This window comes from Phenylobacterium sp. SCN 70-31, assembly GCF_001724605.1.
Classification (GTDB): domain Bacteria; phylum Pseudomonadota; class Alphaproteobacteria; order Caulobacterales; family Caulobacteraceae; genus Phenylobacterium.
The window spans coordinates 41,622-53,329 of sequence record NZ_MEEX01000009.1; the positions used below are offsets into that span (position 1 = coordinate 41,622).

An 11,708-nucleotide genomic window follows, 5' to 3' on the forward strand; every position below is an offset into this window, starting at 1 on the left:
GATGCTGCTGGCCATCGAGCAGGGCAACACCAACACCTTGTTCGCCGTGCATGACGGCGAACGGTGGACGTCGCAGTGGCGCGCCGGCACGGACTCCACGCGGACGGCCGACGAGTACGCCGTCTGGCTGTCGCAGCTCCTGGGCATGGCCGGCCTGGCGCTGGGGGCCTTCGACGCCTGCATCATTTCGAGCGTGGTCCCGCAGTCGATCTTCAACCTGCGCAACCTGGCGCGGCGCTATCTGCACGTGGAACCGCTGGTGATCGGCGAGAACGTGGACCTGGGCATTCCCGTGCGGATCGACAAGCCGTCCGAGGCCGGCGCCGACCGGCTGGTGAACGCGGTGGGCGCGCATGCGGCCTATCCCGGCGCCCTGATCGTCATCGACAGCGGCACGGCGACCACCTTCGACATCATCGCCGCGGACGGCGGGTTCGAGGGCGGGGTGATCGCGCCGGGGATCAACCTGTCGATGGAGGCGCTGCACTCGGCGGCCGCCAAGCTGCCGCGGGTGGCGATCCAGAAGCCGCAGCGGGTGGTCGGCACCGACACGGTGGGCGCCATGCAGTCGGGCGTGTTCTGGGGCTATATCGCCCTGATCGAAGGCCTGATCTCGCGGATCAAGGCCGAACGCGCCGAACCCCTGACCGTCGTCGCGACCGGCGGGGTCGCCTCGCTGTTCCACGGCGCGACGACGAGCATCGATCACTTCGACTCCGACCTGACCATCCGTGGCATGCTGGAGATCTGGCGGCGGAACACAAAGAAGGCCTGATGGCGAAATCCAGAGACGACGAACTCGTCTTCCTGCCCCTGGGCGGGTCGAACGAGATCGGGATGAACTTCAATCTGTACGGCTTCGGCCCGGCGCACGACCGCAGGTGGATCGTGGTCGACCTGGGCGTGACGTTCGGGGACCAGACCACGCCGGGCGTCGAGGTGATCCTGCCCGATCCGACGTTCATCGAGGACTACGCCGACCGCGTCCTGGGGATCGTGCTGACCCATGCGCACGAGGACCACATCGGCGCGGTCGCCTGGCTTTGGCCCAGGCTGAGGGCGCCGATCTATGCGACGCCGTTCACGGCGTTCATCCTGCGCGAGAAGCTGCGCGAGGCCGATCTGCTGGACGAGGTGGAGATCACCGAGGTTCCGCTGGGCGGGCGTATCGAGCTGGGTCCGTTCACGCTGGACCTCATCACGCTGACGCACTCCATTCCCGAGCCCAACGGGCTGGCGATCAAGACGCCGCTGGGGACGATCCTGCACACGGGCGACTGGAAGATCGATCCCGACCCGCTGCTGGGCGACGTGACCGACGCGGCGGCGATCCGCAAGCTGGGCGACGAGGGCGTGCTGGCGATGGTGTGCGACAGCACCAACGTGTTCGTGGACGGCCATGCCGGGTCCGAGGCCGATGTGCGCGAGGCGATGACCGCGCTCATCGGCGGCCTGAAGGGCAAGGTGGCGGTGGCCTGCTTCGCCTCGAACGTGGCGCGCATGGACAGCGTGATCCGCGCGGCCGAGGCGGCGGGGCGCCGCGTCTGCCTCGCCGGCCGCTCGATGCACCGGATGGCGGCGGCGGCGAAGTCGGTCGGGCTGATGCAGGACATCCAGCCCTTCCTGGACGACACCGAGGCCAAGCATCTGCCCGAGAACGCCGTCCTCTATCTCTGCACCGGCAGCCAGGGCGAGCCGCGGGCCGCCCTGGCCCGCATCGCCGAGGGCACCCATCCGCACGTGAAGCTGGCGTCCGGCGACAGCGTGGTCTTCTCCAGCCGGGTGATCCCGGGCAATGAGATCCCGATCCGCAATCTGCAGAACAAGCTGACCGAGCGCGGCGTGCGGCTCTACACCGAGCGCGACCATCCGGGCATCCACGTCTCGGGCCACCCGTGCCGCGACGAACTGGCCGAAATGTACCGCTGGGCGCGACCCGAGATCGCGGTGCCGACGCACGGCGAGCGCCGGCACCTGATGGAGCACGCGGCCTTCGCGCGCGACCTCCAGGTGCCGCAGCAGGTGACGCCCCGCAACGGCGACCTCGTGCGCCTGGCCCCCGGGCGCGCCGAGGTGATCGACGAGGTGCCCGCCGGCCGGCTGTTCGTAGACGCCGGCGTGCTGACGCCCGAGAACGGCGATGCGCTGCGCGAGCGCCGCCATGCCGCCTACAACGGGATGATTGCGGTCTCGGTGGCGCTGGACGGCCGCAGCCGGATCGTCAGCGGGCCGCAGGTGCGCGTGCTGGGGCTGCCCGCCGACGGCGAGAACGCGCTGGACGACATCCTCGACGACCTGGCCGACGAGGCCGAGCAGGCGCTCAAGCGCCTGAAGGGCGAGGACCGGGATCTCGACGACACCATCGAGACCATGATCACCCGGGCGGTGAAGAAGGCCAGCCAGCGCATCTGGGGCAAGCGGCCCGTGGTGGAGACGACGGTGCTCAGGATCTGACCGCCAGTCCCAGGCCGTCGATCTCGGCCATCTCGGCGGCGCTGTAGGGTCCGTCGGTCTCGGCGGCGACGCACATGGCCAGTTCCGCGCGGTTCTTCACGCCCAGCACCAGGGTGTCGTAGTCGGGCAGGCTGAGGGCGTAGCGGTGGGCCACATAGGCCGGGTCCTGTCCCCAGCGGGCGCAGAGGGCGCGGAAGGATGCGGCGCGGTCGTAGTCGGCGCGGTCGGGGCTGTTGGGCGAGAGGTCCCGGTCCACGGCGGCGGTGAGCGCGCCGGCCTGTACCGCGCGTATGCCCATCACGCCCACGCCGCGGGCCTGCGCCGCGGCGGCGATCTCGCGCGGGCGCGCCGGTTCGGCGTAGCGCCTCAGCGCGCCGGCGCTGTCCATGAGGTTGGAGATCACCTGCACGGCGTCGGGCCGGGGCGCATGGTCCAGCGCGGCGAGCACGGCGGTCGGTACGCCGATGCCGGTGATCCCCCACGCGCCGATGCGGCCCTGGGCCTTCAGCCGCTCCATCGCCGGGACCACCTCGGCCTCGTAGATCGACAGGGCGGTGGAGAACCGGTCCTTGGCGTCGTCGCCGTGGGCGTAGGCGAAGCCGTCGGCATGCAGGTTGGAATGCAGGAAGAAGAGGTCGATGCGCGGAAGGCGCATGGCCTCCAGGCTGGCCTCGAGCGAGCGGACGAGGCGCTCGCTCACCTCGTGCGGCGCCGGCGAGCCCAACTGGTGCTTGCTGGTGAACTTCAGATGCGCCGGCGGGCGGCCGCCGAACGCCTCGCCCAGGACCGACTCGGCGTCCCGGTACATGGGCGCGCAGTCCATGACGGTGACGCCGGCGTCCACGGCGGCGCGGACGGTGGCGAGGGCTTCCTCGCGGGTGGTCTGGCCCCAGACCTGGCCCAGCCCGCCGCCGCCCAGCGCCAGTCGGCTCACCTCGCCCACGGCTCCCAGTTTCCCCGTCCGCATGCCCGTCCTCCCGTCTTGCGCGACGCTATCACAGCCAGGCCGCTTGCGACGGCTTCGAAGGGCGGCTTTGATGTCGCCGACCCGACGCGGGAAGCGCGCGGGCAGAGACTCGATCAAACAGAGACTCGAACAAGCTAAGAGACAGGGGAGGCCGGCTGCGCATGTCCGCGTACAGGGGCGTTCGAATCGTCGACTTCACGCAGGGCGTGGCCGGGCCCATGGCCGGCATGCTCCTGGGCGACCTGGAAGCCGAGATCGTCAAGGTGGAGCCGCCCGGCGGCGACCGGGCGCAGAAGTTGGCCGGCTACCAGACCTGGAACCGCAACAAGCAGGTGCTGACCCTGGATCTCGCCGACTCCGACGGGCTGGCGACCGCGCGGACGCTGATCGCCGGCGCGGACGTGGTGGTGTTCGACCATGCGCCGGGGCGCCTGGAGGCGCTGGGGCTGGATGCGGAGACGCTGACCGCGGCGCATCCGGGACTGGTCCACGCCTGGATGCCGCCGTACGGGACCACGGGCGACTGGAGCGATCTGCCGCCGCACCATCTGCTGCTGTCCGGCCTGACGGGCTTCGCCTTCCGCCAGGGCGCGTGGAGCGACCAGCCGGTGCATCTGACGCTGCCGATCGCCTGGTACGCGCAGGCCGTGCTCGGCGCAGGCGCCATCGGGGCGGCGCTGTTCGAGCGCACCCGCAGCGGGCGGGGGCAGGGGCTGGTCGTCACCGGACTGCACGGCGCGGCCGAGGCGGCGCCGCCGGCCAAGGTCTTCGTCGAAGAACCGCTGCCCCGTCCCGTGCCGCCGGGCGGCAATCCGCGCTACCGGCTCTATCAGTGCGCGGACGGGGAATGGTTCTTCCTGGGCACCCTGTTCAACAACTTCTATCGCAAGGCCTTCGAGGTGCTGGGCCTGGAGGACGCTTTCGATGCGCTCGAGGCCGACATGCTGGCGGCGCGCGACCTGCTGGAAGGCATGTTCCTCACGCGGACGCGGGACGAATGGCTGGAGGCGCTGCGGGCCAACGACGTGCCGTGCGCCCCCACCGGTCGCCGGGAAGCCTGGTTCGCGAGCGAGGTTGTGCGCGACGCCGGCCTGAGGCTGGAACTGACGCATCCGGCTCTGGGGACGGTGGCGACGCCCGCGCCCTCGGTGAAGTTCGCGACGACACCCGCGTGGGTGCGCGGGCTTCCGCAGCCCGTCGCCGACCCGCCGGCCTGGCCCCCGCGGACGGCGTCGACGTCCGATGCGCCCACGTCCGCCGCTTCGGGCCGCGGCGGGCCGCTGGCCGGCGTGAAGGTGCTGAACCTGGGGACGGTGATCGCCGGCGCCTACGCAGGCACGATCCTGACGCAGCTCGGCGCCGACGTGGTCAAGATCGAGCCGCGGGAGGGCGATCCCTTCCGGTCGGACGGCTCGCAGTTCATGGTCTACAACCGCGGCAACCGGGCGTTGGGGCTGGATCTCAAGACGCCGCAGGCGCGGGCGCTGTTCCTGGACCTGGTCCGGCAGGCCGACGTAGTGATCGACAACTATCGTCTGGGCGTGCGGGCGCGGCTGGGCATCGACTACCCGGCGCTGAAGGCCGCCAATCCCCGGATCATCTCGTGCTCGATCAACGCCTATGGCGAGAGCGGCCCGCGGGCGGCGCTGCCGGGGTTCGATCCGCTGCTCCAGGCCGAGGGCGGTATGATGGCGGGGCAGGGCGGCGCGGGCGACCCGGTGCTCTACACCATCGCCGTCAACGACGTCGCCACGGCGGCTACGGTGGCGGGGGCGGTGATCGCGGCCCTGAACGCGCGCGAGCGGACCGGCGAGGGCCAGGAGGTGCTGACCAGCCTGATGGCCCAGAGCCTGCTGTTCCAGAGCGGCGAGGTGACCGCCTACGACGGCCGGCCGCCGAACGTGGAGGGCGACGTGGACTGTATCGGGGTCTCGGCGCTGCACCGCTTCTATGCCTGCGCCGACGGCTGGATCGGGCTGGTGGCCGAGACGGCCGCCGAAGCCCGTGCGCTGGGCGGCGTGCTGGGGCTGGAGCTGGGCGCCTCGGCCCTGGACGAACCCAGAGACGGGGCGCTGGCCGACAGCATCGCCGCGGCCCTGGCGGCGCGCCCGCGCGACGAGGCGCTGGCGGCGGTGCGGGCGGCGGGCGTGGCCGCTGCGCCGGCGATCCGCGGCCCCGAGGCCCTGGAGGACGCGTTCCTGGCCCAGAACGGCTTCGTGGAGGCCTGGACCCATCCCCGGCTCGGGCCGGCGATCAGCACCCGGGCGCTGTCGGCCTTCTCGCGGACGCCGACGGGCTTCTCGCGCCCCACCCCGGACCTGGGCGAGCATTCCGCGGAGATCCTGGCCGAATATGGCGTGCCGGCCGACCGGATCGCCGAACTGATGGCGCAGGGGGCGGTGTTCTGACGCGGCGCGCGGCGTTTCGTGCCGCAAGGTGATCTCGCCCCGGCGCGCGAGGCGGCGTATAGGCGGGGCATGATCGGGAAACTGAACCACGTGGGCGTCGCCACGCCCTCCATCGAACAGTCGGTCGCGCTGTACCGCGACGTGCTGGGCGCCACCAGGATCGGCGAGAAGTTCGCCCTGCCCGAACAGGGCGTGTGGGTCTGCTTCGTGGACCTGCCGAACAGCCAGATCGAACTGATCGAACCGCACGGCGACGCCTCGCCGCTGAAGGGCTTCCTCGAGAAGAACCCGGCCGGCGGCCAGCATCACATCTGCTTCGAAGTGGCCGACATCGAGGCGGCGCGCGACGACATGGTGGCCAAGGGCGCCACGGTGCTGAACGGCGGCAAGCCGCGGATCGGCGCCCACGGGACGCCGGTGATCTTCGTGCATCCCAAGAACATGGGCGGCGTGCTGGTCGAGCTGATGGAAACACCGAAAGAGGCGCACTGATGGGCCCGTTCACCTCCATCGCCGTCTTCCTGACGATCTGGTGGACGGTGCTGTTCGCCGTGCTGCCGTTCGGGGTGCAGTCGCATGCCGAGGCCGGGATCGACAGGGGCGACGGCGGGGATCCGGGCGCGCCGGTGGACCCCAAGCTGAAGCAGAAGTTCCTGATCACCACGGGGATTGCGGCGGTGATCTTCGCCATCCTCTGGGTGGTGCTGTGGCTGGACCTGATCAAGCTGCCGCCGCTGCCGCGGACGCACTGAGCCGGGGCGGCGGGAACCGGCGCCGTCGCCTCATCGTTGCCAACGTTCGCGCGGCAAGGCTATCAGGGCGCCTTCGCCTGATCTGACGGAAACACCATGCGCCTTTCGCGATACTTCATGCCCACGCTTCGCGAGGCGCCCGCCGACGCCCAGATCGTGTCGCACCAGCTCATGCTCCGCGCCGGCCTGATCCGCCAGGAGGCGGCGGGCATCTATGCGTGGCTGCCGCTGGGCCTGAAGGTCCTGAAGAAGATCGAGCAGATCGTGCGCGAGGAGATGAACCGCGCCGGCGCCGTCGAGATCCTGATGCCCACGCTGCAGCTCGCCGACCTGTGGCGGGAGAGCGGCCGGTACGACGACTACGGCGAGGAGATGCTGCGCATCAAGGATCGCCACGAGCGCGACCTGCTGTACGGCCCCACGGCGGAAGAGGTCGTGACCGACATCTTCCGGAGCTACATCAAATCCTACAAGGATTTGCCGAAGAATCTTTACAACATCCAATGGAAGTTCCGCGACGAGCGCCGGCCCCGGTTCGGGGTGATGCGCGGGCGCGAGTTCCTGATGAAGGACGCCTACAGCTTCGACATCGACGAGGCGGCGGCGCGGCGCGCCTACAACCGGATGTTCCTGGCCTACCTCAACATCTATTCGCGCCTGGGCCTGCAGGCGATTCCGGTGCGGGCCGACACGGGCCCCATCGGCGGCGACCTGAGCCACGAATTCATCATCCTGGCCGAGACCGGGGAGAGCCAGGTCTTCGCCCACCGCGATCTGGTGGAGATGGGCGCGCCCGGCCCCGACATCGACTGGGACGGCGATCTCCAGCCGCTCGTGGAGAAGCGCACGGCGCTCTACGCCGCATCCGACGAGATGCACGACGAGGCCGCCTACGGCGCCCTGCCCGAGGACAAGCGGATGACGGCCCGCGGCATCGAGGTGGGTCACATCTTCTACTTCGGCGAGAAGTATTCGGCGCCGATGGGCGCGAAGGTGACGGGCCCCGACGGCAAGGACGTGGCCGTCCAGATGGGGTCGTACGGCGTGGGCGTCTCGCGGCTCGTGGGCGCCATCATCGAGGCCAGCCACGACGACGGCGGCATCATCTGGCCCGACAGCGTGGCGCCCTTCGGCGCCGCGGTGCTGAACCTGCGCGCCGGCGATGCGGGCTGCGACGCCGCGTGCGAGACGGCCTACAAGGCGCTGTCCGAGGCGGGGATCGATCCGCTCTACGACGACCGCGACGACCGGCCGGGGGCGAAGTTCGCGGCCACCGACCTCGTGGGCATCCCCTGGCAGCTCATCGTCGGCCCCAAGGGCGTGGCCGAGGGCGTGGTCGAGCTGAAGCGCCGCGGCACGGGCGAGCGCCAGACGCTGCCGCTCGACGCGGCGATCAAGGCCATCACGGGTTGACCGCTTCCGCCCAGGGCGTCGCGGGGCAGGGCCTCGCGGGCCGGGCCCGGCCGTTCGGGCTCTGGGAGCGGATGCTGGCGTGGCGCTACCTGCGGGCGAAGCGCCAGCAGGGCGGCGTGGCCCTGATCTCGGTCATCTCGTTCATCGGCATCATGCTGGCCGTGGGCGTGCTGATCGCCACCATGTCGGTGATGAACGGGTTCCGCGCCGAACTGCTGGGCCGGATCCTGGGGTTCCAGGGCCATGTGTTCGTCACCGGGGGCGTGCTGGACGGGCCGGGGCGCGACGCGGCCGCCGCCGCCATCGCCAAGGTTCCGGGCGTCACCCTGGCGGCGCCGGTCATCGAGGCCCAGGCCATCGCCATCGGTCCCAGCCAGATCACCGGCGCCTTCGTGCGCGGCATCGGCGCCCAGGACCTGGCGAAGACCCGGCTCGTGTCGGGCAACATCGTCCAGGGCCGGCTGACCGGGTTCGGCCAGGGCGAGTACGGCGGCGACCTGATCGTGGTGGGCGAGCGCCTCGCGCAGTCCCTGGGGGTCATGCCCGGCGACACCGTCACCCTGATCTCTCCCGCCGGGGGCGCCACGGCGTTCGGCGGCACGCCGTTGCAGAAGCCCTACACGGTGGCCGCGACCTTCAGCGTCGGCATGAGCCAGTTCGACCAAGCCTACATCTACATGCCCCTGGAGCAGGCCCAGCTGTTCTTCGGACGAGAGGACAGCGCCGACGCCATCGAGGTGAAGGTGGTCGATCCCGATCGGGCTCCGGCGATGCGCGCCGACATCGCGCGGGCGGCGGGCCCCGCGGCCATCGTCACCGACTGGACCCAGCGCGACACCGCGTTCTGGGGCGCGCTGGCGGTGGAGCGGGTCGCCATGCGGCTGATCCTGGGCATGCTGATCGTGATCGCCGCGCTCAACATCATCTCAGGGCTGGTGATGCTGGTGAAGAACAAGACCCGCGACATCGCCATACTGCGCACCATCGGGGCGGGGCAGGGGTCGGTGCTGCGCATCTTCTTCATGACGGGCGCCACGATCGGCGCCCTGGGCACCCTCGCGGGCGTGACGCTGGGTGTGCTGTTCTCGGTCTACATCGGACCGATCCAGAGCTTCGTGGAATGGGCCACGGGCACGCAGGTGTTCGCCTCGGACGTCTATTACCTGTCGCGGCTGCCCGCGAAGGTCGATCCGGTCGAGGTGGCGGGAATCTCGGTCTTTTCGCTGGGCATGGCGTGCCTCTGGAGCCTCATTCCCGCCTGGCGGGCGTCGCGCCTCGATCCGGTGGAGGCGCTTCGCTATGAGTGACGCCGTCCTGTCCATCCGCGGCCTCGAGCGCACCTATGTCACCGCGGCCGGAGCGCTGCCCGTGCTGACGGGCGCGGATCTGGACGTGCGGCCGGGCGAGATCGTGGGGCTGGTGGGGCCGTCGGGGTCTGGCAAGTCCAGCCTGCTGCACGCCGCCGGCCTGCTGGAGCATCCCGACGGCGGCCGCATCGCGATTCAAGGCCGGGACTGCACCCACCTGAACGAGCGCGAGCGCACCCGGGTGCGGCTGGCGACCATCGGCTTCGTCTACCAGTTCCACCACCTGCTGCCCGAGTTCTCGGCGCTCGACAACGTGGCCCTGCCGATGATGATCGCCGGCGCCGGGCGCCGCGCGGCGAGCGACAGGGCGCGGGACCTGCTGACCAGCCTGGGCCTGGGCGAGCGCACCCATCACCATCCGCCGCAACTCTCGGGCGGGGAACAGCAGCGGGTGGCCATCGCGCGCGCGCTGGCGAACCGGCCGCGGCTGCTGCTGGCCGACGAGCCCACGGGCAACCTGGACCCCACGACCTCGGGCACGGTGTTCGACAGCCTGTACGCGCTGGCGCGGAGCCAGGGCGTGGCGGCCGTGGTGGCGACCCACAACCTGGAACTCGCCGGGCACATGGATCGCGTGCTGGCGCTGCGGGACGGCCGCCTGGAGCCGTGGACGCCGTCCGGCGGCTGAGTCCGCCCGATTGGCCGGACACACGTCCGGCTGGACAGCCAGGGCCGCGCCGATAGGCTGGAGGCCTGTCATCGGGGGACTTCCAGTCATGCGCCTGTCCGTCGCCGCGGCCTTCGCCGCGCTCTGCCTCGTCGCCGCGCCGCAGGCGTCCGCCCAGACGGCGCCCGCCACGGTGATCCACGCCGGCGGCCTGCTGGACCGGCCAGGCCAGGCGCCGCGGGGACCCTCCACCCTGGTGATCCGGGACGGCCGGATCGTTGCGCTCCACGACGGCCACGCCGATCCCGCCCGGGCCGGCGGACTGGACGCGCGGCTGATCGACCTGAAGGACCAGTTCGTCCTGCCGGGCCTGATCGACATGCACGTCCACATCTTCAGCGACGACGACAAGCTGCGCGGCCGCATCGAGGGACCGACCCGCGACATCGAGGACGTGGTGATCCTGGGCGCCGACAACGCCCGGCGGACGCTGGAGGCCGGGTTCACCACCGTGCGCGACCTGGGCAGCGACGTGCGCAGCGTCACCGCCCTGCGCGACGGCATCGCCGCAGGCCTGCTGCCGGGGCCGACCATCGTGGCGGCGGGCGGCGCGATCTCGGTCACAGGCGGTCACGGCGACGGCTCCAACAACCTCAACCGCGACCTGACGGCGGTCGCCCACGCGCGCCAGGCCACAGTCTGCAACGGGCCCGAGGACTGCCGCCGCGCGGTGCGTTCGCAGATCTCGCAGGGCGCCGAGGTCATCAAGTTCATGGCCACCGGCGGTGTGAACTCGAACGTGGCCGGCGGCCTGGGCCGGCAGATGTACGACGACGAGATGAAGGCGGTGGTCGAGACCGCCCACATGTTCGGCCGCAAGGTGGCCGCCCACGCCCACGGGACCGACGGGATCGAGGCGGCGTTGCGGGCGGGCGTGGATTCCATCGAGCACGGCACGTTCGGCACGGCCGGCACCGACGCCCTGTTCCGCAAGACCGGGGCGTGGTTCGTGCCCACCATGCTGGCGCCCCAGGCGGCGCTGGCCCAGGCGCGGGCCGGGGCGCGGTCGCGCAACACCCTGGAGAAGGCCGAGGTGGCCGCCAGGACCGCGATGGAGAACCATCGGCGCGCGATCGCCTCGGGGGTGAAGATCGCGTTCGGGACCGACACCGGCGTGTCCAGCCACGGCGACAACGCGAAGGAGTTCGCCCTGATGGTCGGGGTGGGCATGACGCCGGCCCAGGCGATCAAGGCGGCGACCGCCGACGCCGCCGAACTGCTGGGCCGGAGCGAGACGCTGGGGTCGCTGGAGCCCGGCAAGGACGCCGACATCGTCGCGACGGCCCGGAGCCCGCTGGACGACGTGACCGAGCTGGAACGGCCGACCTTCGTCATGCGTCGAGGGGTGGTCCACAAGCTGGCGGGCGAGCGCCAACCGTTCCCGCCGGCCGGGCGACCCTGACCCGTCGCGCCGGTTTGGGCTGGCGGCCGACGTAGCCGGAAGATCGAAGAGATTGTCCCCCGTGGGCTGTGGCGCGCCCACATGCTGATCGGCTTGACGACAGGAACAAAAGGTGAAAAGGAACGAAAACGGAACGCGCCCACAGGTTCTCCACAGGCGCCCCACAGAAGGATGCGGAAGATGGTTCGCCTGGCTCGGGAATCGCTGGCGTTTGCGTCGGTCGCCAGCTTTGTCTGGATGGTCTGTTCGGTGGCCGGCCTGGTGAGCTGACCGCCATG

General features: G+C 71.0%; 11 protein-coding genes. 10 read left to right on the forward strand and 1 reads right to left on the reverse strand.

The features are described 5' to 3' along the window. Position 1: 1 nt before the first annotated feature. Together ABS78_RS08900 and ABS78_RS08905 are read left to right on the forward strand one after the other, a co-directional pair. Positions 2-775, forward strand: coding sequence for a type III pantothenate kinase (locus ABS78_RS08900; RefSeq protein WP_293377321.1), 774 nt, complete (start codon positions 2-4; stop codon positions 773-775). Further along, positions 775-2,454, forward strand: a complete 1,680-nt coding sequence (locus ABS78_RS08905) for a ribonuclease J (RefSeq protein WP_293377324.1) — start codon at positions 775-777, stop codon at positions 2,452-2,454. The genes ABS78_RS08900 and ABS78_RS08905 overlap by 1 nt, the downstream gene beginning before the upstream one ends. Here ABS78_RS08905 and ABS78_RS08910 read toward each other — a convergent pair. Then, on the reverse strand, positions 2,444-3,421 hold the full coding sequence (locus ABS78_RS08910) for an aldo/keto reductase (RefSeq protein ID WP_293377327.1): 978 nt from the start codon (positions 3,419-3,421) through the stop codon (positions 2,444-2,446). The two genes, ABS78_RS08905 and ABS78_RS08910, sit on opposite strands and share 11 nt — an antisense overlap. Positions 3,422-3,582: 161 nt before the next feature. On the opposite strand from ABS78_RS08910, the gene ABS78_RS08915 reads away from it, so the two are divergent. The 8 genes from ABS78_RS08915 (at position 3,583) to sidA (ending at position 11,700) form a co-directional block, all read left to right on the forward strand. Further along, on the forward strand, positions 3,583-5,829 hold the full coding sequence (locus ABS78_RS08915; protein ID WP_293377330.1) for a CoA transferase: 2,247 nt from the start codon (positions 3,583-3,585) through the stop codon (positions 5,827-5,829). Between the two features lie 69 nt (positions 5,830-5,898). Beyond that, entirely contained in the window at positions 5,899-6,321 is a 423-nt protein-coding gene (mce, locus tag ABS78_RS08920; protein WP_293377333.1) for a methylmalonyl-CoA epimerase, read from the forward strand. Further along, positions 6,321-6,581, forward strand: coding sequence for a DUF1467 family protein (locus ABS78_RS08925; RefSeq protein ID WP_293377336.1), 261 nt, complete (start codon positions 6,321-6,323; stop codon positions 6,579-6,581). The genes mce and ABS78_RS08925 overlap by 1 nt, the downstream gene beginning before the upstream one ends. 96 nt (positions 6,582-6,677) lie before the next feature. Next, positions 6,678-7,994, forward strand: a complete 1,317-nt coding sequence (proS, locus tag ABS78_RS08930; protein ID WP_293377339.1) for a proline--tRNA ligase — start codon at positions 6,678-6,680, stop codon at positions 7,992-7,994. 71 nt (positions 7,995-8,065) lie between these two features. Continuing rightward, on the forward strand, positions 8,066-9,301 hold the full coding sequence (locus tag ABS78_RS08935) for a lipoprotein-releasing ABC transporter permease subunit (protein WP_293377793.1): 1,236 nt from the start codon (positions 8,066-8,068) through the stop codon (positions 9,299-9,301). Then, positions 9,294-9,989, forward strand: a complete 696-nt coding sequence (locus ABS78_RS08940) for an ABC transporter ATP-binding protein (protein ID WP_293377342.1) — start codon at positions 9,294-9,296, stop codon at positions 9,987-9,989. The genes ABS78_RS08935 and ABS78_RS08940 overlap by 8 nt, the downstream gene beginning before the upstream one ends. An 88-nt stretch (positions 9,990-10,077) precedes the next feature. Beyond that, positions 10,078-11,430: an amidohydrolase family protein gene (locus ABS78_RS08945; RefSeq protein WP_293377345.1), complete on the forward strand. Its 1,353-nt coding sequence runs from the start codon at positions 10,078-10,080 to the stop codon at positions 11,428-11,430. Between the two features lie 180 nt (positions 11,431-11,610). After that, positions 11,611-11,700 (forward strand): cell division inhibitor SidA, encoded by a 90-nt coding sequence (gene sidA, locus ABS78_RS08950; RefSeq protein WP_111274753.1) that lies wholly within the window; start codon positions 11,611-11,613, stop codon positions 11,698-11,700. Positions 11,701-11,708: the final 8 nt, after the last annotated feature.